Annotated in this window: 25 protein-coding genes; 13 read left to right on the top strand and 12 right to left on the bottom strand. The window is 44.5% G+C overall.

The features are described from left to right. Positions 1-9: 9 nt before the first annotated feature. Entirely contained in the window at positions 10-951 is a 942-nt protein-coding gene (locus ACXABW_RS20165) for a DUF6625 family protein (protein WP_457525246.1), read from the top strand. Between the two features lie 50 nt (positions 952-1,001). On the opposite strand, the gene ACXABW_RS20170 is transcribed toward ACXABW_RS20165, so the two are convergent. Further along, positions 1,002-1,664 carry a LuxR C-terminal-related transcriptional regulator gene (locus tag ACXABW_RS20170; protein WP_265689123.1) on the bottom strand — a complete coding sequence of 221 codons (663 nt, stop codon included), beginning with the start codon at positions 1,662-1,664 and terminating at the stop codon, positions 1,002-1,004. Positions 1,665-1,936: 272 nt separating this feature from the next. After that, positions 1,937-2,605, bottom strand: a complete 669-nt coding sequence (locus ACXABW_RS20175) for a LuxR C-terminal-related transcriptional regulator (RefSeq protein WP_252032147.1) — start codon at positions 2,603-2,605, stop codon at positions 1,937-1,939. A 542-nt stretch (positions 2,606-3,147) separates the two neighbouring features. Here ACXABW_RS20175 and ACXABW_RS20180 point away from each other — a divergent pair. From ACXABW_RS20180 to ACXABW_RS20190, 3 genes are read left to right on the top strand one after another with little or no spacing between them, the layout of a single operon-like run. Beyond that, positions 3,148-4,494, top strand: a complete 1,347-nt coding sequence (locus ACXABW_RS20180; protein WP_457525248.1) for an aspartate aminotransferase family protein — start codon at positions 3,148-3,150, stop codon at positions 4,492-4,494. Further along, complete coding sequence (locus ACXABW_RS20185) at positions 4,487-5,311, top strand: 3-keto-5-aminohexanoate cleavage protein (RefSeq protein WP_457525249.1); 825 nt, start codon at positions 4,487-4,489, stop codon at positions 5,309-5,311. The genes ACXABW_RS20180 and ACXABW_RS20185 overlap by 8 nt, the downstream gene beginning before the upstream one ends. Before the next feature lie 43 nt (positions 5,312-5,354). Then, the gene (locus ACXABW_RS20190; RefSeq protein ID WP_457525251.1) at positions 5,355-6,329 is read left to right on the top strand and encodes a TAXI family TRAP transporter solute-binding subunit; all 975 of its coding nucleotides are present in this window, start codon (positions 5,355-5,357) and stop codon (positions 6,327-6,329) included. 106 nt (positions 6,330-6,435) lie between these two features. Here the strand turns inward: ACXABW_RS20190 and ACXABW_RS20195 are convergent, their stop codons facing one another. Together ACXABW_RS20195 and ACXABW_RS20200 are read right to left on the bottom strand one after the other, a co-directional pair. Further along, positions 6,436-7,323 (bottom strand): LysR family transcriptional regulator, encoded by an 888-nt coding sequence (locus ACXABW_RS20195; RefSeq protein WP_457525253.1) that lies wholly within the window; start codon positions 7,321-7,323, stop codon positions 6,436-6,438. Between the two features lie 17 nt (positions 7,324-7,340). After that, positions 7,341-8,111: a sulfite exporter TauE/SafE family protein gene (locus ACXABW_RS20200; RefSeq protein WP_265688786.1), complete on the bottom strand. Its 771-nt coding sequence runs from the start codon at positions 8,109-8,111 to the stop codon at positions 7,341-7,343. Positions 8,112-8,250: 139 nt separating this feature from the next. Here ACXABW_RS20200 and ACXABW_RS20205 point away from each other — a divergent pair, with 139 nt between their 5' ends. Together ACXABW_RS20205 and nfsA are read left to right on the top strand one after the other, a co-directional pair. Beyond that, the gene (locus tag ACXABW_RS20205) at positions 8,251-9,060 is read left to right on the top strand and encodes a hypothetical protein (protein WP_457525254.1); all 810 of its coding nucleotides are present in this window, start codon (positions 8,251-8,253) and stop codon (positions 9,058-9,060) included. Further along, the gene (gene nfsA / locus ACXABW_RS20210; protein ID WP_457525255.1) at positions 9,057-9,779 is read left to right on the top strand and encodes an oxygen-insensitive NADPH nitroreductase; all 723 of its coding nucleotides are present in this window, start codon (positions 9,057-9,059) and stop codon (positions 9,777-9,779) included. Before ACXABW_RS20205 ends, nfsA begins: the two co-directional genes overlap by 4 nt. Before the next feature lie 34 nt (positions 9,780-9,813). Here the strand turns inward: nfsA and ACXABW_RS20215 are convergent, their stop codons facing one another. Beyond that, positions 9,814-10,647: a DUF6279 family lipoprotein gene (locus tag ACXABW_RS20215; protein WP_457525257.1), complete on the bottom strand. Its 834-nt coding sequence runs from the start codon at positions 10,645-10,647 to the stop codon at positions 9,814-9,816. A gap of 204 nt (positions 10,648-10,851) precedes the next feature. Between ACXABW_RS20215 and ACXABW_RS20220 the strand changes: the two genes are divergently transcribed. Beyond that, positions 10,852-11,322: a hypothetical protein gene (locus ACXABW_RS20220; protein WP_457525259.1), complete on the top strand. Its 471-nt coding sequence runs from the start codon at positions 10,852-10,854 to the stop codon at positions 11,320-11,322. Between the two features lie 28 nt (positions 11,323-11,350). Here the strand turns inward: ACXABW_RS20220 and ACXABW_RS20225 are convergent, their stop codons facing one another. Next, positions 11,351-12,268, bottom strand: a complete 918-nt coding sequence (locus ACXABW_RS20225) for a LysR substrate-binding domain-containing protein (RefSeq protein ID WP_252032175.1) — start codon at positions 12,266-12,268, stop codon at positions 11,351-11,353. Positions 12,269-12,641: 373 nt separating this feature from the next. On the opposite strand from ACXABW_RS20225, the gene ACXABW_RS20230 reads away from it, so the two are divergent. Then, positions 12,642-13,043: a hypothetical protein gene (locus ACXABW_RS20230; protein ID WP_252032178.1), complete on the top strand. Its 402-nt coding sequence runs from the start codon at positions 12,642-12,644 to the stop codon at positions 13,041-13,043. A gap of 59 nt (positions 13,044-13,102) precedes the next feature. Next, complete coding sequence (locus ACXABW_RS20235) at positions 13,103-14,785, top strand: pseudouridine synthase (RefSeq protein ID WP_457525261.1); 1,683 nt, start codon at positions 13,103-13,105, stop codon at positions 14,783-14,785. 129 nt (positions 14,786-14,914) lie between these two features. On the opposite strand, the gene pstB is transcribed toward ACXABW_RS20235, so the two are convergent. From pstB to ACXABW_RS20255, 4 genes are all read right to left on the bottom strand, one after another. Continuing rightward, a complete protein-coding gene (gene pstB, locus ACXABW_RS20240; protein WP_252032183.1) occupies positions 14,915-15,664 on the bottom strand; it encodes a phosphate ABC transporter ATP-binding protein PstB in 750 nt (249 codons plus the stop codon). A 71-nt stretch (positions 15,665-15,735) separates the two neighbouring features. Then, positions 15,736-16,599 carry a phosphate ABC transporter permease PstA gene (gene pstA, locus ACXABW_RS20245; protein ID WP_252034128.1) on the bottom strand — a complete coding sequence of 288 codons (864 nt, stop codon included), beginning with the start codon at positions 16,597-16,599 and terminating at the stop codon, positions 15,736-15,738. A 41-nt stretch (positions 16,600-16,640) separates the two neighbouring features. Further along, a complete protein-coding gene (gene pstC, locus ACXABW_RS20250) occupies positions 16,641-17,570 on the bottom strand; it encodes a phosphate ABC transporter permease subunit PstC (protein WP_265688791.1) in 930 nt (309 codons plus the stop codon). 108 nt (positions 17,571-17,678) lie between these two features. Continuing rightward, entirely contained in the window at positions 17,679-18,500 is an 822-nt protein-coding gene (locus ACXABW_RS20255) for a phosphate ABC transporter substrate-binding protein (protein WP_457525263.1), read from the bottom strand. A gap of 391 nt (positions 18,501-18,891) precedes the next feature. Here ACXABW_RS20255 and ACXABW_RS20260 point away from each other — a divergent pair, with 391 nt between their 5' ends. Then, positions 18,892-20,535 carry a methyl-accepting chemotaxis protein gene (locus tag ACXABW_RS20260; RefSeq protein WP_457525265.1) on the top strand — a complete coding sequence of 548 codons (1,644 nt, stop codon included), beginning with the start codon at positions 18,892-18,894 and terminating at the stop codon, positions 20,533-20,535. Between the two features lie 62 nt (positions 20,536-20,597). Here ACXABW_RS20260 and ACXABW_RS20265 read toward each other — a convergent pair whose 3' ends face one another. Next, entirely contained in the window at positions 20,598-21,929 is a 1,332-nt protein-coding gene (locus ACXABW_RS20265) for a DEAD/DEAH box helicase (RefSeq protein WP_252032195.1), read from the bottom strand. Positions 21,930-22,562: 633 nt separating this feature from the next. Between ACXABW_RS20265 and ACXABW_RS20270 the strand changes: the two genes are divergently transcribed. Beyond that, positions 22,563-22,832 (top strand): Lpp/OprI family alanine-zipper lipoprotein, encoded by a 270-nt coding sequence (locus tag ACXABW_RS20270; protein ID WP_252032198.1) that lies wholly within the window; start codon positions 22,563-22,565, stop codon positions 22,830-22,832. Positions 22,833-22,913: 81 nt separating this feature from the next. On the opposite strand, the gene ACXABW_RS20275 is transcribed toward ACXABW_RS20270, so the two are convergent. Next, the gene (locus ACXABW_RS20275) at positions 22,914-23,816 is read right to left on the bottom strand and encodes a L,D-transpeptidase family protein (RefSeq protein WP_252032200.1); all 903 of its coding nucleotides are present in this window, start codon (positions 23,814-23,816) and stop codon (positions 22,914-22,916) included. A gap of 385 nt (positions 23,817-24,201) precedes the next feature. Here ACXABW_RS20275 and deoD point away from each other — a divergent pair, with 385 nt between their 5' ends. Next, a complete protein-coding gene (gene deoD, locus ACXABW_RS20280; RefSeq protein ID WP_171758000.1) occupies positions 24,202-24,912 on the top strand; it encodes a purine-nucleoside phosphorylase in 711 nt (236 codons plus the stop codon). A 68-nt stretch (positions 24,913-24,980) separates the two neighbouring features. Then, positions 24,981-26,450 carry a lactate dehydrogenase gene (locus ACXABW_RS20285; protein WP_252032203.1) on the top strand — a complete coding sequence of 490 codons (1,470 nt, stop codon included), beginning with the start codon at positions 24,981-24,983 and terminating at the stop codon, positions 26,448-26,450. Positions 26,451-26,471 lie beyond the last annotated feature (21 nt).

The following is a 26,471-nucleotide window of genomic DNA, read 5'->3' on the forward strand; positions in this document are numbered from 1 at the left end:
GATGATACGATGCACCAAGTTGCGCTACTGATCCCCTACTATGGGAAGCTACCAAACTACTTCCCTTTCTATCTCAATAGTTTAGCAGGCAACGAACAGCTGCAGGTCATATTTATCACTGATATAGAAATGCCTTCACCACTGCCTAATAACTTTCAAGTACTGGCTATGTCGCAGCAAGCTCTGATTAATAAGATCGAGCAAACGCTGAGTATTCAAACTAACATCACCAAGCCAGGAAAACTCTGTGATTTTAGACCTGCATTTGGTGACATTTTTTCAGACGAACTTCGCGGGTATTCCCATTGGGCTACCGGTGACATCGATGTCATCTATGGTGACGTATTTCATCAGTTACCTAACGACTGGGCCCAGTTCGATACTATTAGTATGTTGCCTCACTGGATGTCTGGCTCCCTCTCCATTTTCAAAAACATCGCCAAAGTCAACGAGCTGTATAAGAAGAGTGTTGCGTGGCGTGAAATCCTTGAATCTTCCAAACACTTCGCATTTGATGAATGCCATGGCCTTTATAAACAACTAAGGTCAGGAGCCAATATCTTCGATTTGGATCAAAAGCACTCGCTCACCTACCTTGTGAAAGCCGCACACGAACAAGGTGAGATTAATGCCTATTTTAGTGAACGTGTTATCAAAGAAAAGATATTTGACGGGGAGCGAGTTCATGTCAGCCAGAAACGCATATCTCAGCAAGATGGGCGAGAGTTCGCATACTACCACCTAATCTCAGAAAAGGGCTTGGCATCTTTCACTATTCCAGAGTGGGGAGAGATACCTAACCAATATATTATCGATCGAAACGGCTTTCACTTCTCCGAGGATTATGGTTCGACGCTATACACATTAAAAAACAAATTCAGAGGAAACTATCAGAACTTTAAAGGGTTATCCTCTAAGGTGCTAAACAAGGCACTTAAACTGGCAAGCTAAAAAAAGGGTTGCATAGAGCGACCCTTTTTCCCTTATTTTCTATGAGCTTACTATAAGTGCTTCCTTGCCCAAGCCATTGCCTGAGTGCGGTTCTTCACTTCTAGCTTCTTAAAAATATTATACAAGTGTGACTTAATAGTATGCTCGCTCACGAACAGCGAATCAGCGATTTCTATATTCGAACCACCAGTCTTTAAAGATTCTAAGATCTCTAGTTCACGGCGAGTCAAATCCGTTCCCAAATAGCCCAAGTCTTGTGAGCTATTGATATTTAGCTCGTAGTAACTGATGAGCTTATTAATGATCTTACGCGGCAACCAGTTGTCGCCGTTAGCGATCGCTTTTAGCCCTTGGCATACCTGTGGGAGTGAGTCTCTGGCACTAAAAGTACCGCGTAATGACTTCCAACTGAGAACTTCTTCTACACTCATGTCCTCTTCAGCATTAAACAATACCGTACCAACAACTTTATCTGACTCTTTGACTATCTTGACGATTTCTTCTAACAGATTAGACACTGAGATATCGATTATCACGATACTATTTTCCGGAATCGATGCGACGTCCATTTTCCGAGTAGGATCAACGGAAGAGATAGAGAGTCCTGTAGCCTCCTGTAACATCTGACGAAAATTTTCGCTCTGAAGGCTATATTGCGTCATCATCAGAATGTTCACGCGAGTAGCAACGATATCCATGCTTAGTTCTTTCATATCTTCCCTAACCAATACCTAATACTTTCAATACTTTAAATAAGCTTCAGCTAAGTTGTTTCTCATACCATAAGCCAAAGCAAGCTCAAATATATACTAACATTCACACAACATATAACATTATCAGTGACAATAATTTAAATTCTCATTATTGATACTGACAATTTGGTTATTTACGACAAGTAAGAGGTCTGACAAGAAATAAAAAGGTGCTAATCATCAATTAGCACCTTTAAATGTTTAAATCTGGTTGGTGGCACTCGTTAAAATGCTTAGGCTCGCTCTTCAATACCTATATTGTTGTTAGCCCAAAGTAGAGCTTGTAGTCTATTTTTAGCATTAATCTTCTTAAAAATATTGTGCAGGTGTGTTTTCACTGTATTTTCACTTACAAACAACTCTTGAGCGATTTGGATGTTGGAAGCACCATGCCCAAGCAGTTGAATTATCTGCTTTTCTCTTTTAGTTAGCTGCTTATAGGCTTGAGATGTAGATACCGTATTGGTCCCTCTAAAATGCTGTATGTAGTCTTGAGCAACCTTACGAGACAACCACATCTCATCTGAAAGGATTTTTGTCATTCCTTTAGCGAAACAACGAATATCATCCTCGATATAAAATACGCCGACTAAATCGCGCCATTTAAATAGTCTTGATGACTGTATATCGCTAGGACAATTAATTAGCACTTCCTTAATCACACCTGAGGACTGACTGCGAAGCTGTGTGTATGTCAAAAAGTCCTCATCATTTATATGGGAAAAATCAATTAACACTATATTGCTGATCGGCCTAGTAATAACATTTTTATCAACTACAGAGGAGAAAGGTGTAATATTAACGGTCACATCCAAATTAGATTCTAGTGATTCCTTTAATAAATTGGATTGCATACTCAACTCTGACAGCAGAGTAATATTGGTACGCATTGGCTCGTCCATGCTTATTCTCCTCATTTTATTTTCAACTATATTTCTAAAACTATCGTTTAGAGCCAATATGTCAATGGAGCCCTCTCACACAAGTCAATATGCATTTCAATCGCGACCTATTATTTATTATTTATCAATAATTTAAACAACGTTCTCACTTTCAAGAATAGTCATATTTATTGACGTTCTACCGCTACGAGCGAATGGCGCAGGTACAAAGCTTTGCCGTATGCCCAACCATTACAACAAAACAAGTAAATTACTGTTTTTAAAGAATAAAATAACATTTCCGCTTACTCTATACTGAATCTTTAAGAAAAAAGTCACACTCTTTATAAAAGGTGAGTCACATTCGGTAGTACTTTCGACCTACTCTCCGAATCAAACAATGAAATGACTTAACGGTTGGGAGTCATACTTAAATAGCTATTCCCTAGCGGAATACCCATTGAAATATGCTCATTTGTCAATTCATAAACTAATCCCGAATATATTGCGAGCGGACACAGGCTAGCGCTGTGCATTATTAGGCCAATAGGGAAATCCAATACATGAGCCATATTCTTCATCGTCACTGCAAATCTAAGCTGCCACAAATTTCTCATGGCCAAGGTAGTTACCTATACGACACAACGGGTAAACAATACCTAGATGCATGCGGAGGCGCAGCCGTTTCCTGCTTAGGGCATAACGCTCCGCGAGTAAAGCAAGCCATCACTGAGCAGCTCGATTCTATCCCTTATGCACATACTGGCTTTTTTTCGAATCAAAGCAGTGAGGAGCTTGCACAACTGTTATGTGGCTTAGCGCCGGACAGTTTAAACCACGCTTACTTTGTCAGTGGTGGTTCTGAAGCAGTGGAATCAGCGATAAAAATGGCACGCCAGTACTTTGTAGAACTAGGCCAAAACAGTAAACGCCACATCATTTCAAGAAAGCAAAGTTACCATGGCAACACACTGGGAGCTTTATCCATTGGGGGGAATATGTGGCGCCGGGAACCCTATGAGCCGCTATTGACCACCAGCCACCGCATTTCACCTTGTTACCCTTATAGAGAACAGTACACCAATGAGTCAGTCGCTGAGTATTCAGAAAGGACCGCTAATGGGTTAGAGAAGCGCATTCTGGAGCTCGGGCCAGATAACGTCATGGCTTTTATCGCAGAGCCCGTAGTCGGGGCAACCTCGGGGGCATTAGTCCCCACTGAAGGCTACTTTGCTAGAATTCGTGAAATTTGCACCAAATACAATGTATTACTAATACTGGATGAAGTGATGTGCGGTGTTGGAAGAACAGGCTCATTCTACGCATTTGAGCAGGAGAACATCGTTCCAGACATTGTGACCATAGCTAAAGGCTTAGCTGCGGGTTATCAAGCAATTGGTGCTGTGCTGGTCAGCGACCAGATATACCAAGCTTTCCATGATGGCAGTGGCTACTTTCAACACGGTCACACCTTTATGGCTCATCCAATGGCTAGTGCAGCTGGTGTCGCAACAGTAAAAACAATCATGGAAGACCACTTGCTTGAACAGGTGAGAACCAAGGGTGTGTTACTTAAAAACACCTTACATGAACGTTTAGGCGAGCTCCCTTATATTGGCGATATACGCGGTAGAGGGTTATTCATTGGTATTGAGCTGGTTGAGGATAGGCCATCCAAACGTCAGTATAACCCGCAACTTCAGCTCAATAAACGCATCAAGTCTCAAGCGATGGCCAATGGTCTTATGGTTTACCCAATGGGTGGCACAATTGATGGCAAACAAGGTGATCATATTTTGCTCGCACCGCCATATATCATCACTGAAGCTGAAATCGAGATACTGGTTGATAAACTAAGTTTAACGCTTGAACAAGTGTTCTCTGACTTGCCGGAACTTACCCATGACTAACAAAATTGGAATTATCGTCGCTCCTAATGGCGCACACAAAACCAAGGCAGATCATCAACACTTACCAATGACGATCAGTGAAATCGTTAACGAAGTTGTCGCCTGCCGAGACGCGGGGGCGGCCATGGTCCATTTGCATGCAAGAGATCAGCAAGGCGCTCATAGTTTAGCCGTAGCTGACAATCAACGCTTGCTTGATGCAGTTCAAGCAGAGGTTGGTGATTCTATTCTCATCCAACTAACCACAGAAGCCATCGGTAAGTTCTCCCCAGAGCAACAGATGGATTTGATTCGACATACACGGCCTCCGGCAGCCTCTTTTGCTTTAAAGGAACTCGTTCCCCATGAGCAGCACGTTCAGGTCGCCAGTGAATTTTTCCATTGGGTTACAAATGAAAACATCATCAGCCAGTACATTCTGTATTCTCCTGAAGATGTAAAACGATACTTGTCTTATGTCACAACTGGCGTCATTCCCAAGCAAAATCATCACCTTTTGCTAGTCTTAGGTAGATATCAACAAGGTTTGCAATCTTCGCCGAAGGATCTCCTACCCATGCTCGCACCATTAGTGCATGAGAGCTCTATTCGACGAGCCGTCTGTGCATTCGGGCGTTCAGAAGCCCAGTGCTTGGTGACATCAGCACTACTGGGACAAGATATAAGAGTAGGATTTGAAAACAATCTTCATACCATTGGTGGGAAACTAGCTCCAAACAATGCCCATCAGGTTGAATACCTAAAAGCAACACTTGCTCAGCTCGACATACAAACCTATCAGGCTAAGGAATTTAAACAGTCACTGTGTTCCGTTTAGGCCCGTACAGGTTAAGAGCTACAACATATGATAAGGATGGATCATGAAACAACTTAAGTCTCTGATAACCGCAGCCGCAGCATCGGTAGCCCTCGGCGCTTCGTTTGCAGCATCGGCACAGGATACTTTCGTCACGATAGGAACGGGTGGCGTTACGGGGGTGTATTATCCAACGGGAGGGGCAATTTGTCGTTTGGTCAATAAGTCAAGAAAAGAGCACCGCATTCGCTGTTCCGTTGAAAGTACCGGTGGTTCGATTTACAACATCAATACCATTCGTGCTGGTGAACTCGATCTCGGCATCGCTCAATCAGATTGGCAATATCACGCATACAATGGCACCAGCAAGTTTGCTGATAACGGCGCATTCAAAGATCTTCGTGCCGTCTTTTCAGTCCACCCAGAACCTTTTACCGTCGTCGCTCGAGCGGACGCGGGTATTTCAACCTTTGAGGACTTGAAAGGTAAACGTGTAAACATTGGTAACCCAGGCTCTGGTCAGCGAGGCACTATGGAAGTGCTGATGAAGCAATATGGTTGGACCGAAAAAGACTTTAAGCTGGTTTCCGAGTTGAAAGCATCGGAGCAATCCAAAGCGCTGTGTGATAACAAAATCGATGCGATGGTTTATACCGTTGGGCACCCTAGTGGCGCAATCAAAGAAGCGACCACATCGTGTGAGAGTAAAGTTGTTACTGTTGCCGGGCCAAAAGTCGATAGCTTAGTGGCAGACAATAGCTTCTATCGTATCGCGACCGTACCTGGTGGTATGTACAAAGGCAATGACATGGACACCATGACCTTCGGTGTTGGTGCAACTTTCGTGTCTTCTACTGCTGTACCAGAAAAAGTGGTGTACGAGATAGTCAAAGCGGTATTTGAAAACTTCGATGACTTTAAGAAGCTTCACCCTGCCTTCGCCGTATTGAAGAAAGAACAAATGGTAAAAGATGGCCTTTCAGCACCGTTACATCCAGGCGCTGAAAAATACTATCGAGAAGTTGGGTTAATTAAATAACTCTCTTACAAACGACAAAAGCCTTAAGCAATGCTTAAGGCTTTTTTGTTACCTGTTCTTCAGTCAAGAGAAATAACTGCATGGAACAGTTACGGTTTTGGAAAGCTCACTTCAGCTCGAATTCGCTTTTGAGCCACTCAACAAAATCATACACCGGGCGCGAAGCCATTCGATAGTTCGGCACAATTAAATAATAGCCGTAGCCACTCATAAAACTGACTCGCATCGGGTTACTCAACGTCTCTTCCTCCAGTGCGCTATTGACCATAAAGCGTGGTAAAAGCGCTAGCCCTCCCTCTTTTTTGAGCGTTTCTAGCGTCAAGTAGAAATGCTCAAAACCTACAGGATAGTAGGTAGGGTCTTGCTCTAGCCCCAACTCATATCGAAGCTGCTCCCATAACTGAGGGCGAGTAATTTGAGGAATAAACGACAGCTTTGCTAACTCATCGATACTTTCGATATTTTTGGTGTTTGCCTCTGCTGTTAAGACCAACTCTTCTTCGCAAAGCAAATAGGCATTGTCGTAATGTTTGGATAAAGGCAAGCATCGCACCATAATATCCGCATTCGAAAGAGACTCTTTGACCTGCCCATCTCCCGTTGTCACCGAGACTTGAAGCTTAGAATGCGTCTGATGAAAGCGACGAATGTTTGGGATGAGCCAAAGGTTAGCAAATGAGGGAGTAACATTTACTCTAAGTAACCCCTGTGCCTGACCACTTTGTAACACACTTGCAGTGGCATACTGTATTGCTTCTAACGCTTCCGTTACTTTAGGTAAGTAATGTTTCCCAGCTACAGTCAGCGTAATGCCATTAGCATGCCTCTCGAACAGTGCTTGTCCTAGTTGCAGCTCCAACGAAGCGATCTGCTTACTCACTGCACTCTGAGTGACACATAACTCCTGCGCAGCTTGAGAAAAGCTAAGTGAGTTAGCCACTGAAATAAACGTTCTCAGCGCTTTATGAGAAGGGTATTCACTGCCTTTGATCATTCAATCGACCCATCCGTTTATAGGTAAGTTTGGTAGAAAAAGTAGCCTGTGATCGCAAGGCTAGAGCCAATAATTAGCCATCGGACATAGTGCTGAGGAACCCGTCGAGAGACTCTTGCTGCAACATATCCCCCCACTAATGTACCGAATAACACCGCGATTCCTCTGGGCCAATCAATGACACCGTCATAAACAAAAATAGCAATCGCGACTAAAGAAACACAAGACGATACCAGTAATTTCAGTCCGTTCATTAGATTGATATTTTGATAACCCGCCAGCGCAAGATAGCTCAGCACAATGACTCCAAGGCCCGCATTAAAAAAGCCGCCGTAAGCCGAAACCAGAATGAGAAAGCACCCTAACGCTAAACCACCAGCCTTATTGGCATGCTGGTGAGATGAAACCAATTTTTTCGCTAAACCGTTAAGCTGCGCACCAAAGATAAATAAGACAGTGGCAAAAAGCAGTAACCAAGGAATCGCCTCTAAGAACAATTCTTCTGGTGTGTTAAGCAATAAATAAGCACCTATCGCACCGCCAATTAGACTCAGAACAGTAATCAGTATTAGCTGATTCTTTGACTGCTTAATATCGTGACGAAAACCGTAAGTACCGCTCAAGTAACCCGCGCAAACAGCGAACGTATTGGTCGCATTCGCTGCGATCGGCGGAACGCCGACACCCATCAGCATAGGGAAAGTAATGAAACTTCCTCCACCTGCGATCGAGTTCATGATCCCACCTAATACACCGGCCGCAAACAACAGCACCCACTCCAAAATCATAATCGTCCTGTTTCATGATTGTACACAATCACCAACATACACGGATATTGAGATAAGGTGAACCGAGACTTTACCTTAATAACGAATGTGTTAGTTTAGAAATCAAATGGATAGAGATTCGCCAATATCAGGAAGATACATGAAGTTTCCCTCAACAATTTTGCTCAGGCGTTTACTCTTTGCTGGCGGTGCTCTATCGCTCGTGGTCGGGTGTACGACACCCACTCCGACTTCGGACGAGACAATTTCTGAGCCCGTTGCTGCCAACGTCGTGGTCATTGAAAATGAAGCATTCGATTGGCAAGTGGCGACAACAGGGCTATCAGCACAAGACGTTTTTACCACTTATAACACCAACGCCGAACTGCTCGCGCCACGAATTAAAGTCGATCGCCAACAGGTCATAGAAAAATCGGTACAAGAGTACCACTCTCAGCTGTCAGCCGAGCAAGCAGACGACTTGCAGCGGTGGTTAGCCAGTGCGCCTCCTCGACCGGGTAGCCTAGAGGCCATTATGGATATCCATACGCCTTCGGATTATGCCTACGCCTATGATCAAATAGGCGCCAGATTCAATGTCTATCTGTATGACTACCCAGATCACTTTATGAACCTGATGATTGTTGCTATTGAAAACCCTAAAGCGCAAGAAGAAGTATTTCGGATGGTATTGGAAATAGACCCACAGCAATACCTCGAGCACTATCAACAAGAGTCAGACATTATAGAAAGCCTCTACTACACCGAGTGCCTATGGCTTAATGCGCTGTCACCAGACAGTAACTTCGATGACATTCGTCAGCTAGTGGTAGAAAGCTCAGAAACCCTCAAAAAGAGACAACCATACGAAATGGAACTCAACGGTGTACGTGTCACGAAAACGCATACCTCAAGAGGTAAGGTTGTTTATTCCATCGATGCCATCCCATTACAGGAGAGCCAAGAATGAATGCTGTATTAGATACCATCTTTGAACATCACTCGATTCGTAAGTTCACCGAACAACCTATCAATGGCGAGCAACTGGATACCATTATCGCCGCCGGTATCGCTGCTTCTTCGTCGAGCCTATTACAAGTTAACTCCGTTATACGCATCACCGACCCAAATAAACGCAAAGCACTAGCAACATTAGCGGGCAATCAGCCTTATGTAGAAAGCGCTGCCGAATTTTTAGTTTTCTGTATCGATTTCCAACGCCACATACAGATGAATGACAAAGTGAAACCTGAATTCACTGAGCTCACCCTCATTGGCGCTGTCGATGCAGGAATCATGGCTCAGAACTGCTTGCTCGCAGCGGAGTCAATGGGGCTAGGTGGCGTCTATATCGGCGGGCTAAGGAATAGTGCACAGCAAGTTGATGAACTGTTAGAGTTACCAAAATACACAGCGGTACTGTTTGGTATGTGTCTTGGTCACCCAGCGCAAGATCCTCAACGTAAACCACGTTTGTCTCCTCAGGTAATCATGCACGAAAACAGCTACCAACCGCTGGATATCAACAAGGTGGAGGAATACGACCAAACCATGATGGACTACTACGCTTCTCGTTCATCAAACCAAAAACAGTCTACTTGGTCAGAGCAAATCACCACTAAGTTATCGGGAGAATCTCGCCCCCACATGTTGGGTTATTTGAACGACAAGGGGCTTGCGACTAAGTAGTTATTAGCAACCACTCAAGGTATCGCTCTTGGGCTTAGTTGTTCGCCAGCTTAAGAGTGATATCTCGCCAATCTTCTAACTCCTCCCTAAAGTGACGAGTTTGCTTTTCAGTCATATGATTAATAATGGCAACTAAGTACTTATCGGCCACGAGCTTATTGAAATCTCGTTTGGTACGCAAAGTTTCTGAATAGGTGCCTTCTGGATCGAATAGCAACTGATGAAACTGTGGCTGAAAGTAAGCAAGGTTATCACGTTGAACTAACAGGGCCTGAACCTGTTGGCGAATTCGAGTTTGCTGATCCATCCAATCAAATGTGGTTATCTGAACCTCTTCTACCCACAGAGAAACATACTCTTGCTGCTGCTCTGTAAGCTTTCCTACCCACTTATCCAAACTTTCGGTGATCCTCTCTTGGTAGCGCTGACGAATCTCTGAATCATCGAGTCCCTGATATTTGTCTCGAAACTTTTTATGCCGCTCCTCTAGGCTATCAATAAAGTCTTCTACTTGCTGGTCGGTAAGTTGTTGCGATAAGGCATAAATGTCCGGTGCGACACGTCTGACTAACCTGTCGGTATGAGCGCGAAACTTAGCTTCTTGCTGGAGTAAGGTTTGCTGCGTGACCTGCTTAGGATCCATCGCGATGAGCTCATTTAAATGTTGCGTATATAGAGGTAGCTCGTTGCTTTGATGCCATTGCATTAGCAACTCCAAGCGCTCGGTCAGCACTTCCTTTTGTTCCGACTCCAAATCGATATAGTCTTCAACGTAGTCAACAATGAACCAATCCAAGTTGCTATACACAAACTTAGTACCACACCCAGCCACAAACAGACTGATGACCAACAGCATCCACCTACGCATAACCCCTCACTTAAGTCATTGAAGATACGCCACCTTTTCAATATAGCAGCCCAACATGAGTTTGCAGCGCTCAGGCTCATTTTTGAGACCAAGCGTGCGCAAAAAGCAAACTGGAAACACTTTAGTATCAGTTTGTTTTCAACCCAAACAGTGATAAACCAATGAAAAAAATCATTTCGCATCGTACCTCTTACACTCGCGCTAGTGACTGCATGTGCCTCTGGCTCTGCTTTTTCAGCTGAGCGTAACCGCTCCTTTGAAGCAGGCGCTACGCTAGTCGGAGATCAAACACTCGCGACTTTAGGCTACAGTCATGAAATTGGTAACAACATAGTGGCTGGCGGCGGTTTTTCATTCGGTACAGAAGCGGTTGAGTTTGAAGAACCTAACGACCAAGATGCTTGGGGGCTGTATGCCAACATCGGCTACAAATTTCAGATCGCTGAGTTCGATATCATTCCGAAAGTAGGCATTAATTATCTGAATGCGGATGTTGAGTTTGAAGATTCAAGCATGGCTGACTTTAATCTTGATAACGTTTACCCGTCGGTCGGCGGTACGGTCAATTGGCGTATGATTGGATTAACCGTTGACTACGGCAAGCTGTCCGAGACGTACAACGACCAAGACATCGAAGAAGACGTTGTACGAGTGACAGCAAGTGTGAACTTCTAATTGGAATCAGCGGCTTCCGATGAGGCCGCTACTTCTCTGCGATTTCACGCAACCTTTGAGTGATGATGTTTTCAATTTTATTTATTACCGGGTGCTGATAGCAGGCGCGATGGAATTGAATACCAATTTCATACTGCATCGGTTCCTTACCCAACGTAATTGGCTTTTTGACCACGCCTTTAGGAATAGAAGATTCTGCGATGTGGGGACATACAAACGCGTATTGATTCTCCCTTACACAATCAAGTGCAGAATGTACTGACGCAACGGTTAACTTTTGCTTCAGTTCTAAACCGATTCGACGGCGAAGTCGCTCATAATATGCACTGTCATCCAAGGATCCCATGGATACGCGCACCATATCAAAACGCTCTAAGTCTTCTAGACTTACACTCTCAAAGTGCGCTTCTGCCACCTCCTCAGAGAGATAGACGTACATCTGAAGCGAACCTAGTTTGCGTTCAACAACTCGCTCGTTGAGTTCATTTGGGTACCCAGAAATCCCAACCGCTAAACTGCCAGATCGGGGAAACTCAACCCCCTCCAATGACCAATCCACAATAGAGATATTCGGCTGAACATTCTCTGACGTTAAGCCTTGAACCAGAGGAACGGTTAACAATGAACTAAGCGGGTTAGCCACATGGAATATGTAGTCAATATTGGCGTTGTCACCCTCAAAAGATTGAGAAATCTGCTGCGCCTGTTCTAACTGTTCGAGGGGCTCTTTCACAATGGCGATCAATTGAGTTGTAAACAATGTCGGTTGATAAATCCCTTTGGTCGCCAGAAACAGTTCATTCGCGAACAATTCACGGCAATCTGCCAAGTGACGGTTAAACGTCGCTCGGCTAATCCCTAGCGTATGGCAGACTTTAGCTTGCGATTTCTGCTCATAGAGTAAATCCAAGAATCGATATAAGTTTAAATCAATCGTATTTTTCACACTAACACTCCTCGCAGCGCGAGCCCCAGTTACAGCAATATTCCTGACAAGAGTATCAATGTAACCACCTCTACCCACTACCAAATAAGGCCACACTAGCACTATGGTCCAACATGTCTGATAATTCACGCCAAGAGCTCAAAATTGAGCTTGAACAAAATCACTTATGAGTTTAACTATAATTGTCGAGTTAAAGTATTGAAAGAAAAAATAATTAATTGTTGCTGAGTGATTTATTTTTTGCAGTTAGTCCGCGTAGTAACGCAAATCTGCCCGAACCCTCTTAAGAATCACGAAGTAAATTTTTTATAGATCAATTTAATCGCCGTATAGTAGTGATACTATCCACCCGAAATGAACGTTCGGGATACGTATGAAATTACTTAAAATTAGCTTTTACTCTTTACTTGCTCTAACTGCCCTTTTCTCGGTTTGGTTGTTCATGCCAGCAAAAGTGACACTTGCACAGCAAGTATTGGACAAAAGTGTAGGCGAACCTTTCTCTGTGATTGGCTATCGAACTGTTTCTACAGATCCTGAAGCTGATACTCAGTATCACTATTTTTTGGCAGGCTCGGATGACAAGGTCGAGGACCTAGAACCGTTTTTAGTCACCACGGATCCTTTTGTGCGTGTCATTGAGTTTGGCGACAACAAACTCTCCATCACCAGTAGCGGACGTATCTACTCTTATCACAATGATCTTTGGGTAGAAAAAGATGATGGCACCATACATCACTGGTACGTCAGCTTACAGAGCCAGTATGTGCGCTAGTATTCGCGGTGTAATCGGGTACAATTCCGACCTTACACCGTGACTACTGATACCGCGCCATGCAAAACCCCACCTCGCTGTTTACTCGTTTCGACGCCGATATTTCGCAATACTCATTGCCCGAGCGTTTTACTTTTCCTTTCTATTATCAGCCGCACCCTTTATGCGAGCTTGCTAGTGAGCAACTACAGCGTCACTTAAGCACTCAGCAAAAGTGGAATCATGACTTTGGGTTGGAAAAAAACAGCCACGATGCGACTGGCAAAATGTTTGGTGTTTTGTTGGTGAAAAACGCTGCAGGTGAACTTGGCTTTCTTTCAGCTTTTTCCGGCAAAATTGCCGATCAAAACCACCTTCCCGGCTTTGTTCCACCGGTATTTGACATGTTATCTAGTGATAGCTTTTTTAAAGCCGAGCTACAAGAAATCACCGACATCAATACCGAGGTTAGCAACCTCTCTGCGTTACCTGAACTTGCTCAATTAGAAGCGCGAGTTAAAACCGAAACTGAACAGGCCGAACAAGCCATTGAAGCATTGCGTTTGTCTATGATTGATAGCCGAGCACAGCGTAAGCAGCAACGAAAAGAAGCGCAACACACCTTAACGGCTGAAGCATTGCAAAACCTTGTAGACGACTTAGGTAGGCAAAGTGTCGCGGAAAAAAACCAACTTAAGTACTTAAAGTTAGAGTGGGAGCAACGCTTAACACAAACCAAAGCTGAGCTCGAGAAAATCACCAATCAGCTAGAAGCACTCAAAGAAAAACGTAAAGAACTTTCGAATGCTCTACAGCACAAACTGTTTGAACAATATCGTTTTCTCAACGGGAACGGGGTAGAAAAAAGCCTCATCGACATTTTCGAAGCAACCGATAACCCAATACCACCAGCAGGTTCCGGGGAGTGTGCTGCGCCTAAGTTACTGCATTTCGCTTTCTTACACGGCTACCTGCCAATTGCCATGGCAGAGTTTTGGTGGGGAATATCGCCAAAATCGGAGATTCGCCAACATAAGCATTACTACCCTTCATGCCAAAGCAAATGCCATCCAATTTTGAGCCATATGCTAGAGGGGTTAAAAGTCGACGATAACCCATTGCTCGATAACCCAGCCGAAGGCAAAGAGTTGGATATTCTCTATCAAGATGAAGCAATGGTGATCGTCAATAAGCCAGCCGGATTTTTGTCCGTACCAGGTAAGCATATTAAGGACTCTGCCTATACCCGAGTACAAGCGCTTTTCCCTGATGTGGAAGGCCCATATGTTATTCATCGATTGGATATGGCGACTTCTGGTTTACTGGTGTTTGCGTTGACCAAGCGAGCAAATAAAAGCCTACAAAAACAATTCATCACCCGAAGTGTCGAAAAACGATATGTCGCCTTAATCGAAGGTGAACTCAGCCAAAATGAAGGCAAAGTTGAGTTGCCTTTGCGAGGGGATTTGTATGATCGCCCAAGACAATTAGTCTGTTTTGAGCATGGCAAACATGCAGAAACCACTTGGCAGGTGATCGACCAGTACGATGGTAAAACTAAACTCTACTTGCACCCCAAAACAGGCCGAACCCATCAGCTAAGAATGCACTGCGCCCATCACCTAGGCCTTGGCATGCCTATTGTGGGCGATGCCCTCTACGGTAAAAAATCTCAGCGACTACACCTACATGCTGAGTCTTTAGTATTGGATCATCCGTATACCAAAGAGCGCATGACTTTCCAAGCTGACCCAGAGTTTTAGAGTCGCTACTCGCTTACCGACCCAATAAAAATCAACACTTATAAAAAAGCCCCTCTTAGTGAGGGGCAAAGTTACCATCGCTTATAGTTATAATTCTGAGTGCCAGATGAATTCTGAGCCTAAAGCTAATTAACCAAAGTCGCCATTCACATAACCACGAGTACGGTCATCTTGCGGCTGGCTGAAAATGACTTGGGTATCGTTGTGTTCTACCAACTCACCCATCAAGAAGAATGCAGTGCGGTCTGAGATACGGCGAGCTTGCTGCATTGAGTGCGTCACGATTACGATGGTGTAGTTCTTCTTCAACTCTTCCATCAACTCTTCAATTTTGTGAGTCGCAATTGGATCGAGCGCCGATGTAGGTTCATCCATTAAGATGACATCGGGTTCCATCGCAATTGTGCGTGCAATACACAAACGCTGCTGCTGACCACCAGATAAACCAAACGCATGCGACTTCAAACGATCTTTTACCTCATCCCATAAGGCCGCGCCGCGCAAAGAACGTTCAACCACTTCATCGATGTGTTTTTTGTCTTTGATGCCTTGTGCACGTAAGCCGTAAGCCACGTTCTCGTAAATGCTCATTGGGAATGGGTTTGGCTTTTGGAAAACCATTCCGACTTTAATACGAAGGTCTGCGACGTCGATATTGCCATAGATGTCATCACCGTCCATCTCTAGGCGGCCAGTGATCTTCACCCCTTCAATCAAGTCATTCATTCGATTCAAACAGCGCAATAGGGTCGATTTACCACAGCCAGAAGGGCCGATTAGAGCAGTCACTTGACGCTCTGGCACTGGAAGGTTGATCGATTTTAATGCTTGGTTTTCGCCGTAAAACAGGTCTAGGTTTTCAATGTTAAATTTGTTCATTTTCGTCTTCTCTTAATTCGTCAATTCTGTCGGTTTCAATATTGAATGCTCAGCGTTTACCTTCGAAAGGTTTAGTAAGTCGCTGTGTTGAAACGTCGTGCAATTAATTTCGTCACTGTGTTGATAAGCAGTACGACCACGATAAGTACTGTTGCTGTACCGTACGCTTGGTTCCACTCTTCAATAGTGAATAGCTCGGTAGTCAGCTTGTATAGGTGAACCGTTAGCGTACGACCAGAATCTAGTAAAGAGTCTGGAATACGTGCCACCATACCTGCTGTCAGGAATACAGGGGCAGACTCACCAATTACACGACCAATACTCAGAATGACCGAAGTTAAGATACCTGGCATCGCACTCGGTAGAATCAAACGCCAGATGGTGTAAATTTTCGAAGCGCCAAGGCCGTAAGAACCCTCGCGGTATGTTTGTGGCACTGCCATTAGCGCTTCTTCCGTAGTACGGATAATCACTGGCAGGATAAGGATACTTAGTGTCAGTGCACCCGATAGAATCGAGAAGCCAAGACCAAGAATCGCCACGAAGAATGTCATACCAAACAGACCGAAGATAATCGATGGAATACCCGCTAACGATTCCGTACAGAAGCGAATAACCTTAACCAATCGACTGCCCACTTTAGCGTATTCAGTTAGGTAGATTGCCGTCATGATACCGAGCGGCGCAGCAACAGCAATCGAAGCTACCACCATGTATACCGTAGACACAATCATAGGGAAGATACCATGCTCTTCACCGGTACGCGTGTAGTTATCAGTAATGAAGTTCCAATCTACATGCTGTAGTCCATTCGATAAGATGTACCAAATGATCCAGAATAGGAAACCAACCGTCATTGCAGCCGCCGCCCATACAAAGCCATTAAGAATATTGTCTTTGGTTTGACGCGCTTTTTTCAGCTTTTCTTTGTCCATGCGAGGAGCCTGAGAAATATTGTTCACTTGTGACATGATGATTACCTCGCTTTCTCACGGTTTAGGTATAGAAGTACCGCATTAAGCGACATGATGAACACCAACAGAACCACACCCGTAGCGTACAGTGCATTCGCGTGAACACCGCTCGCGTAAGACATTTCAATTGCAATGTTCGCCGTTAGTGTACGAGCTGAATCTAAGATGCCTTCAGGCATCGCTGGCGCATTACCCATTACCATAATGATCGCCATTGTTTCGCCTAATGCACGACCGATACCAAGGATAACGCCGGTCATGATTCCGCTGCGAGCAGCAGGGACAAGAAGCTTGAATATGGTGAAAATTTTCGAAGCACCTAGTGCTAATGAACCTTCTTTGTACGTTCTTGGTACAGCACGAATCGATGTTTCAGAGACGGTAATTACCGTTGGAAGAATCATCACACCCAAAACGATAATACCGGCGAGGATAGTGTTACCCGCTGGCACGTTGAATACGTTTTGAATCAGTGGAACGATAATCACCAATCCAAAGAATCCGTACACAACCGAAGGGATACCTGCAAGCAGCTCAACTGCTGGGCGGATGATGTCAGCGATACGCTTTGGTGCAATTTCCGCAATGTAGATGGCTGTAAGCACGCCGATTGGAACACCTACAATCACAGCACCTAGAGTCGATACCACAGACGCAACAATCATGGTTGCAACGCCGTACAGCGCAGGTGGTAGCCAATCCTGGCCTAATACAATTCCAGACACTCCGGCTTCTCGGAATGCTGGAATACTTTCTTTAACAATGAAGTAAGCAATTACTGCTAAAGAGACAATACCGATAACGGCACTGGTTAAAAATAGGCCATGGAAGATACGCTCTTTCCAATCTACACGCTTCTTGGTGCGTAGACCTGACTTATTCAATTGAGTCGCTTCAGTATTCATAAGCTTTTCACTATTTGCGATGGTCATTTGAAAATCTCACAGTTCGAGCCGCACAGCAGCATCGAATTGGATTGAAAACGCTCAGCCCTAAAATGGTGGGCTGAGCAAACTTGGAATTTAATGTGTTAACTGAGATTAGTTAACTGAGATGTAGCCTTTGTTGTCTACAAGACCTTGAGCTTCGTCAGAAACCATCCAATCTAGGAACTTCTGAGCTTCAGCAGATGGTTGGCCCTCTTTGTAAAGAACAAGGAAAGGACGAGCTACTTTGTAAGAACCGTTTTTCACGTTGTCTACAGAAGCTTCAGTGCCGTCGATAGCTAGTGCGTTAACTGAAGAGTCAACAGTACCTAGTGAGATGTAGCCAATTGCGTATGGGTTTGAAGCAACCATTGTTTTCAGAGCACCGTTACCGTTAGCAACTTGAGCGCGTTGAGAAATCGCTGATACTTTCATACCAGATACTTTCTTCTTAAGCTTCATGATGTCTTCGAAAGCGCCACGAGTACCAGAAGCCGTGTCACGAGTGATAGCTACGATAGGCTTGTCTGCACCACCAACTTCTTTCCAGTTAGTGATCTCGCCTTTGTAGATTGCTGTTACTTGCTCTGCAGTCAGTTGGTCAAGACCGTTCTTAGGGTTAACAACTACTGCGATACCGTCTAGAGCAACGGTTAACTCTTTAAGAGCTGGCTCTTTTTCAGAATCTTTTAGGTTACGTGAAGACATACCAAGGTCTGCACTGCCGTTTTTCGCTGCTTTTACGCCAGCAGAAGAACCTGGGCCTTGAACCTCAATGAATACGTTTGAGTTTGACTTCATGTATGTTTCAGAGAAAACTTCCATCAGTGGAGTAACGCTGCTAGAGCCCACTGCAGAGATAGTTTCTTTAGCAGAAACAGAAGTCACTGCCATTGCGCCTAGAAGTGCGATTGCACCGATTACTGTCTTTTTCATCACAATTTCCTTTAGTGGCTTTATTGCCGTTGTGTTTCACTTGAACGGTGCTCACTTTAGGATGTGAATATGACAGTTGTGTTTCAGTTAATTGAAGCCTGTATGACACATTACGTAATTGCTTATTAACTAATCACTCTCACCTAGAAACCACCATTTCCACTGATACTGCCACTGCGCAAATACTTAGACTTCTACTGTCATCATAACTAGGAAAGCCTTAACCACATGAATAAAAAGGATTTTTTGTTGCATATAAGCGGATCGCAAAAGCGAATTTCTTAGAACAATACGTGATTGAATTATTTACATCCTCCCCTAAAATCACCCGTCACATTGATAATAATAATTATTATGAGCAATCCCATTTTTGCCTAGGAGAGGACACACCATGCGTCAATCATTGAATCGTTTGTCGATTCGTTTTCAAGTATTAGTACCCGTCGTCGTGACTATGCTAATACTCATTGTTGGAATTACTTACAGCACCACTAACCTCAAAAACGCTTTTCAACAAGTTTCAACGTCGACAGAAAAGCTCATCGTCCACAAAGACGAACTCACTAACATGATCGACAATATGTACGGAATGCGCATTAGTGCTATCTACAGCTTGTTTAAAGAAGATGAAGTAAAAGTACTGCCCAGCGTTTTGAATCAAAAGCTACAGGACAATATGCGACTGCTCGACTCCCTAAACCAAGTTGAAGGTTTACAAACAGAAGTCAGCAATATGCGTTCAGCGATGAAACACTACGTTGACTACTCCATTTCTGTCATGATACCTCTACTGAACACCAAGCATTCAGGCAGTGGCAACAACAGTCAGTTTGAAGCGCAATACCAGCGCGCTGCAGACAAATACCGAGATGCGGGCAGACAGATGGTCCAAGCTATTACTGCGCTGTCTAAAAAGCTCAATACTCTTGCATTAACGGAAGTGGAAGAAAATGGGACCAAACACAGCAGCGAACTGACTAATGGCGTTCTAGGACTCATCATCGTGTTACTCGCATCAGCCATCATTGGCTGGTTGCTGTCTGGTGTCATCGTCAAACCAATCAAACAGCTTCAGTCCGCCATGCAGGAAGTCGCCAATGGCAACCTATTAGTGAAAGTGGAAGAGCAAGGTAACAATGAAGTTACTGCGCTATCTCGTGATGTGAACCGGACAGTGAAACAGCTCCATTCTACCGTCGATGCATTGGTTCGTATTAGCGTTGATGTAGCTTCTGCCTCAACCGAGTTAGCCGCCGTTATGACTCAATCAAGCGCGAACTCTGACCAAGAGAAACACGAAGTCGAGCAAGTTGCTTCTGCTGTGAATCAATTAGAAGCCGCTGCAAATAATGTGACTGATAATGCAAGGCTGGCAGATACCGCCTCCCATCAAGCTCACGAATTGGCACGTAACAGCTTAAAGATGTTTGAGCAAAACAACCAAGCGAACAGTAAAATGGCCGATCAGTTAAGTGAGGCGGCGGAAGTGGTCAATTCACTGCAAGATCAGTCAGAACAAATTGGCAAGTTCATTGAAGTGATTGAGAGCATTTCAGAACAAACCAACTTATTGGCTTTAAACGCGGCTATTGAAGCGGCGCGAGCCGGTGAAAGTGGACGCGGATTTGCAGTGGTGGCAGACGAAGTACGTATGCTCGCAGCCCGAACACAAGATTCAACCAAAGAGATCCAAACCATTATAGAAGGACTGCAAGCACAATCGGGACAGGCTAATCAAAGCATGAGCTCAAGTTTAAGCATGCTGCAAGACAATCAGCTGCTCGCTTCTCAGGTCAGTGATGCTTTAAATGAGATTAACGATACTATCTCTCAACTGACTTCGATTAATACTCAGGTCGCTGAAGCATCGCAAGAGCAAAGCCGCGTAACATCAGACATCAACAGTAACTTAAGTAACATGTACGAGCTGGTTAGCCAAAATGTGACTGGCATTACTCAGTCTGCTGCAGCAAGCCAAGAGCTTTCGGTATTAGCCGAGAAGCAAAGGCAGCAATTGGGCTACTTTACTATCTAGATTGCCCGCGAATATAAAAAAACCGCCTTTCGGCGGTTTTTTTATATAAGCAGTCACGCTATTTATTCGTCATCCACTTTTGGTGCAACTTTCTTTTTCGGGATGAACACCGTATCACCCACTGCCACATTTTGGTGGAAGCTCTTATCACGTTTAACAGGCTTTTTAGGCGTTTTCTTCGCTTGCGGACGAGCTTTCTTCTTAACAGGGCCTTTGCCACGATAATCCTTCTTAGGCGGGCGTAAGCCTTTAAATTTACCTTTCAATCCCTCAAGCACAGAGAACTCAAGATCTTGTTGTAAGTATGATTCAACACGCTTAAAGCTGTCCCAATCTTTCGGGCCAACCAACGAGATCGCATCACCTTTATTACCCGCACGGCCGGTACGGCCAACACGGTGAACATACTCTTCTGTATGTTTAGGCATATCAAAGTTGATCACGTGGGTAACATTTGCAATGTCCAAACCGCGAGAAGCAACATCTGTGGTTACCAAGATCTTGAATACCGCTCGTTCGAACTGACTCATGATGGTGTTACGCTGAGTCTGGTTCAAGTTGCCACTCAATGCGACAGCTTTAAGCTTTTTCTCGTTTAGCTTTTCGGTTAAGCGGTCGGTATCGGCACGAGTCGCAGTAAAGATGATCACCTGGCGATATTCTGCTTCTTCCAGCACACGCTCAAGAATGGCTTCTTTATGATCTAAGTGGTCACAAAGGTAAAATTTCTGAGTGATATCTTTGTGCTCTTGGTTGGAAACACCAATAGAAATACGCTTCGGTGCATCAAGCATTTCCGACGCAATATCGTTCACCTCAGCATGATCCAACGTAGCAGAAAACATCAGAGTCTGACGGCGACGGTGTTTTGCGGCATTGTGGATACGGCGAAGTTCTGGAGCAAAACCCAAATCAAGCATGCGATCAGCTTCATCGAGAACCAGAGTCTCCAATCCTTCTAAGTACAGAGATCGGTGCTCTAGGTGATCCGCTAAACGCCCTGGTGTCGCAACAATGAACTTAGGGTGGCGACGCAGCGCTTTCACTTGGTCGTTAAAATTCTCCCCACCAAGAATCAGTGCAGCTTCGTAAGATAAACCGCCCAGCATAGTGCGCAGTTCGCCGTAAACCTGTTTGGCAAGTTCACGAGTTGGAGCCAAAATAAGCCCACGTGGGTCTTTGGCCGAGAATGCTTTGTTCTTTAAAGACTTATGCAACATAGGAAGAACAAATGCTAGCGTTTTACCTGAACCAGTTTTCGACGACGCTAATAGATCTTTGCCCGCAATCGCAACAGGGATCGCTTGGCGTTGTATATCAGTCGCCTGTTTAAAATCATAGTGGTTAAGGTTCTTCAATAAACGATTGTCTAAACCTAATTCTTTAAAGTGCAAAGGACTCTCCAATTACTGATTACTACCCAGTACAAACACGCTTCTTCCAGTGTAGTAAAAGGGGGAAATTTAAAAACGCGATATAATAGCGTGAAACCCATCTATATAGATAGAGATCACATAAAATTTATCCGGTTAAAAAAGTTTTCACGAATTAACTGCCCTCTATCTTCAAGGGCTATTCAAACAAATAGTCGATAATCTGCTAAGCGCCAACGCAACAAACTACAAAATGCTTTCCAATAAAGCTCAACTGATGGTAATGCTTTGGTCGGAAACAGCCTGCTAGCTTAGAACAGATAAAAACTCTTTAAGATTCATATACATTCACAGAGCATAATAACTTCGACAGGTGTTTAGAATGGCGCACACCACCTAGTTATCATCGCTATAACTTCACCTCGCTAGTACGTACGAAGTGCGATTAAACAGCCGAATTATTTGGCAAATCTATACATCGCAAATATGAGACAGCCTTCAATTAATCGACTAATTGTTCAAATCCTTGGGTTTTTCTGACTTTTGCCTACTATGTCTTCGGCTAGATTGTGACTACAATTTATTTCGTCACTATATGATAAAGAATGTATAGGGCGAATTTTTGATACTTACTCATATGCAAGGAGTTCATATATGAACAAGATGTTAATCGCAGCTGCAGCTTCTTCTGTACTTCTACTAGCTGGTTGTGCTTCTGGTCCGGACGAAGAAACAACGGCAAAAATGAACGATCTAAACGATCAAGTTAGCCAACTGAGCCAAGAAGTATCTGCACTTAAGAGCGAGCACGCGGCACTAACGTCTGAAGCACAGCAAGCTAAAGACGCAGCAGCAGCGGCACAAGAAGAAGCAGCTCGTGCAAACGAACGTATCGACAACATCGCTCAGTCTTACACTAAGTAATTCTCAGTCATGTAAAAAAGGTCTGCATTAGCAGACCTTTTTTAATTACCGCTATAACGCGATTTGTATACCCAAATGACTTCAGTTTAAGCTAGGGGCAACCACTTCAACCGGCACCCCATTTTGCGCCAGTATCGCCGCTCTCGCCTTAGAGTCCGACAAATCAAATTCTTCCAGCCACCACGTCAGCTCCAGAGGCACATTTAAGTTCTTCTTGCTGCCATCACTTCGAGTCAAAGGCTCATGGGCCTCAACAAAGACACTGCGATCCGGTTCGAGTGCAACTTTGATAGGCTCGTCGATAATCGTCACCTTTTCTCCACGTGTAACCTGAGCAAACAACCATTCGATATCCGCCGGATTCATCCGAATACAACCCGCACTCACCCTCATGCCAATACCAAAGTCCTTGTTGGTGCCATGAATCAGATACTCTCCATGACCATAAGCCAAACGTAGAGCGTACTCTCCAAGTGGATTATCAGGGCCAGCAGGTACAACCGCTGGCAGTTCAATACCTTTGTCTAAATACTCTTTACGAATCGATTTAGGTGGAGTCCAAGTTGGGTTTGGTCTTTTTTGACTGATCTTGGTTTCCATTTCAGGCGTGTCGCGTCCAATACGTCCAATTCCAACTGGGAAGACATGTACTTTGTTGATTTCAGGTTCAAAGTAATAAAGACGCAGTTCAGCGAGATTAATCACAATGCCTTCACGAGGCACTTGAGGCAGTATGATCTGAGTTGGGATGGTGAGCACATAATCTTCCTGAGGGAGAAAAGGGTCTACCCCTTTGTTAGCCGCCATCAAAGACAAAAAACCCACATCGTATTGTTTTGCAATATTGGCCAGCGTTTCACCCTTTTCAATCGCGTGGTATTGGGTTCTACCGACCAAGTTACTTCCTTCTGCGGGAAGTTCGTAAGTCGCAGCAAACACAGGCGCACTCAAACAGCACATCAATGAGAGAAACTTACGTATCATGGTGTTAATCCTTACATCCTATCGTCTGGCTAGGTTATCTCTGTTGTGGCAACAGAATCAACTCATTCAGCCAGTTATGACCAACTGCTTACTTTTCCTTCACTCTTCTTAGACTAACGTGGCGCGACAACAATTTTAGTAAACACCCACCCTAATGAGCATAGTTCGAATCGTTGTGAAACGTTTTCCCGAATCGATTGCCTTACCAGTTTCAACAGATTTGGTTATCAATAATAAGATTAGTGATCAAACCAAGCCAATTTGTGACACACTTCTCAAGGAAGCTTGCATTATCTAGCTAGTATTGCCTCAACAAATAAATACGCATTCAACAGAAATAGTAATTTGCATATCGCATCTACTATAAAACTTTGGAGTAACGACAATGGCAACCCCTCACATTAACGCACAACCAGGTGATTTCGCTGAAACAGTTCTAATGCCAGGCGACCCGCTACGTGCAAAATACATCGCGGAAACATTCCTAGATGATGTAAAACAAGTGTGTGATGTTCGCAACATGTTCGGCTACACAGGCACTTACAAAGGCAAAAAAGTGTCAGTAATGGGTCACGGTATGGGTATTCCTTCATGCTGTATCTATGTGCACGAACTTATCGCTGAGTACGGTGTAAAGAATGTTATCCGTGTAGGTAGCTGTGGCGCTGTTCGTGACGACGTTAAACTAATGGACGTTGTTATCGGTATGGGCGCGTCAACGGACTCTAAAGTGAACCGTATCCGCTTCAACAACCACGACTTCGCAGCGATTGCTGATTTCGGTCTACTTGAAGAAGCAGTAAACCAAGCTCGTGCTCAAGAAGTACCAGTAAAAGTAGGTAACGTTTTCTCTGCAGACCTATTCTACACACCAGAAGCTGATATCTTCGAGAAGATGGAAAAACTAGGCATCCTAGGTGTAGATATGGAAGCAGCGGGTATCTACGGTGTAGCGGCAGATCTTGGTGCAAAAGCGCTAACAATTCTAACGGTTTCTGACCACATCATCCGTGGCGAGAAACTAAGCTCTGAAGAGCGCCAAAAATCATTCAACGACATGATGAAAGTGGCTCTTGAGACTGCGATTAACATCTAATCCTTGGATAAGTAGTACTTCGCTGCCAGTTTACGCTGGCAGCCCAGATTATTCCCGAGGGGGCGATTGTGTCTAACGGCAAACTACCAAAGGAAGCTGAAGGGTTACAACTCAACTTTTGTAAAACATTGGCGTGTGACAACTTTGGACTGAGTGATGCAGAGCGTTATGTGCTGCAGCATGCTAACCCTAAACGACCAGCGATGGTATGCCGTGAGTGTGGAGCTTTCCCCCCCTTACTTAACAATCAGGAAGTGTTGAACGAGTTACATCGTTTAAGACACCTGCACAGCGATGGGCTCCCTGCCTGTCGTAATGATGAATGCGACAACTTCGGTTTGTCTGTTCACACCCATAAACACCTCTACCATGCCTTTGGTTATAGTGGCGACAGACAGCGTTACCGCTGCAAACATTGCCAATCAACCTTTGTCGATAAATGGTCCGGCTCAAACAAGAAACTCGCTTTCCAAGAGAATTTACTTGGTTTGCTGTTTATGAGCTACTCCGTGCGTGAAATCTGCCGCAAGCTTTCGATTAACCCAAAAACCTTCTACGACCATGTTGAGCATATCGCCAGCCGCTGTCGCAGAAAGTTGGCTATGATCGATGCTCGTTGGGTAAACCACGCTACCGATTACCAACTCGCGTCGCACTACGTATCGCTTCAACCAAAGAGCAACAATGGTGTGCTTTGGATCGCCACCGGTGAGGCCGAAACTGGATACATTCTGTGTCAGCATGTGAACTACTCCGCCGGTGAAGAACCTTCTGGTTCTATTGATCATAACCCTTACGAAAACCCGTCTCGTTTCGTATCTCGTGATCACTCCTCTGAAGCGAACATGCCTGTACCTACTCCTTCTCCGGTTTTGCGTGAGCGAATTGACCAACAGTACCAAGCCATTTTGGCGCGCGGTAATGTAGAAGATCCAATGGGCAATCTAACGGTGTTCAACTACCCGTCTAAAGGAGCGTTGATTCGGCCACCTTATACGTCATATGCCCATTTCTTACACGTGTTGGATATGTGTGGCGAAGAAAAGCGTGTCTCCATCTATATGCCACAAGATCCAGTTCTTCGCTCTGCAGCCTTGAGTGTCTGCCTGCCAAGAATACAGCGTCAAAATATCGACCTTATGTACGTGGAAGAAGATAGCCAATGGAATCGTGACTTCAGTGTCGACAAAGTAGATATTGTGCATATGGGATGGTGGCGTGACCGTTGGGCCATCGCAAACCAACCAAGCGCTTCCAAAGGAATTTGTTACCTTGCGGGTGACAAAACTGAGCCTGAGGCGTGGCTACAAAAGGCATCCATTAGGAAAACCGAATTTTATCAGCAACGTTTCCAACTGCTGTTTGGTCCATTTATCAACGAACCAAGACGTAAGCTTCGCCCAGGTGGCCTACTGCCCATGCTGGATATTTTCCGTGCTTGGCACAATCTGTGCTACCAAGATAAGAACGGTAACACCGCAGCACAAAATCTTGGTTTGACCGATTCGCCACTGACGTTGAGAGATCTGCTTTCATAACTCAACGCTATGAAGTCGTAA

It is taken from the genome of Vibrio paucivorans (genome assembly GCF_054053395.1).

Coding starts and splice junctions, on each gene's coding strand:
- ACXABW_RS20270 (WP_252032198.1), top strand. CDS start 22,563: ATGAACAAGATGTTAATCGCAGCTGCAGCTTCTTCTGTACTTCTACTA.
- ACXABW_RS20175 (WP_252032147.1), bottom strand. CDS start 2,605: ATGGACGAGCCAATGCGTACCAATATTACTCTGCTGTCAGAGTTGAGT.
- ACXABW_RS20195 (WP_457525253.1), bottom strand. CDS start 7,323: ATGATCAAAGGCAGTGAATACCCTTCTCATAAAGCGCTGAGAACGTTT.
- deoD (WP_171758000.1), top strand. CDS start 24,202: ATGGCAACCCCTCACATTAACGCACAACCAGGTGATTTCGCTGAAACA.
- ACXABW_RS20190 (WP_457525251.1), top strand. CDS start 5,355: ATGAAACAACTTAAGTCTCTGATAACCGCAGCCGCAGCATCGGTAGCC.
- pstA (WP_252034128.1), bottom strand. CDS start 16,599: ATGGACAAAGAAAAGCTGAAAAAAGCGCGTCAAACCAAAGACAATATT.
- ACXABW_RS20255 (WP_457525263.1), bottom strand. CDS start 18,500: ATGAAAAAGACAGTAATCGGTGCAATCGCACTTCTAGGCGCAATGGCA.
- ACXABW_RS20230 (WP_252032178.1), top strand. CDS start 12,642: ATGAAATTACTTAAAATTAGCTTTTACTCTTTACTTGCTCTAACTGCC.
- pstC (WP_265688791.1), bottom strand. CDS start 17,570: ATGACCATCGCAAATAGTGAAAAGCTTATGAATACTGAAGCGACTCAA.
- ACXABW_RS20275 (WP_252032200.1), bottom strand. CDS start 23,816: ATGATACGTAAGTTTCTCTCATTGATGTGCTGTTTGAGTGCGCCTGTG.
- ACXABW_RS20260 (WP_457525265.1), top strand. CDS start 18,892: ATGCGTCAATCATTGAATCGTTTGTCGATTCGTTTTCAAGTATTAGTA.
- ACXABW_RS20170 (WP_265689123.1), bottom strand. CDS start 1,664: ATGAAAGAACTAAGCATGGATATCGTTGCTACTCGCGTGAACATTCTG.
- ACXABW_RS20200 (WP_265688786.1), bottom strand. CDS start 8,111: ATGATTTTGGAGTGGGTGCTGTTGTTTGCGGCCGGTGTATTAGGTGGG.
- pstB (WP_252032183.1), bottom strand. CDS start 15,664: ATGAACAAATTTAACATTGAAAACCTAGACCTGTTTTACGGCGAAAAC.
- ACXABW_RS20165 (WP_457525246.1), top strand. CDS start 10: ATGCACCAAGTTGCGCTACTGATCCCCTACTATGGGAAGCTACCAAAC.
- nfsA (WP_457525255.1), top strand. CDS start 9,057: ATGAATGCTGTATTAGATACCATCTTTGAACATCACTCGATTCGTAAG.
- ACXABW_RS20205 (WP_457525254.1), top strand. CDS start 8,251: ATGAAGTTTCCCTCAACAATTTTGCTCAGGCGTTTACTCTTTGCTGGC.
- ACXABW_RS20185 (WP_457525249.1), top strand. CDS start 4,487: ATGACTAACAAAATTGGAATTATCGTCGCTCCTAATGGCGCACACAAA.
- ACXABW_RS20215 (WP_457525257.1), bottom strand. CDS start 10,647: ATGCGTAGGTGGATGCTGTTGGTCATCAGTCTGTTTGTGGCTGGGTGT.
- ACXABW_RS20235 (WP_457525261.1), top strand. CDS start 13,103: ATGCAAAACCCCACCTCGCTGTTTACTCGTTTCGACGCCGATATTTCG.
- ACXABW_RS20180 (WP_457525248.1), top strand. CDS start 3,148: ATGAGCCATATTCTTCATCGTCACTGCAAATCTAAGCTGCCACAAATT.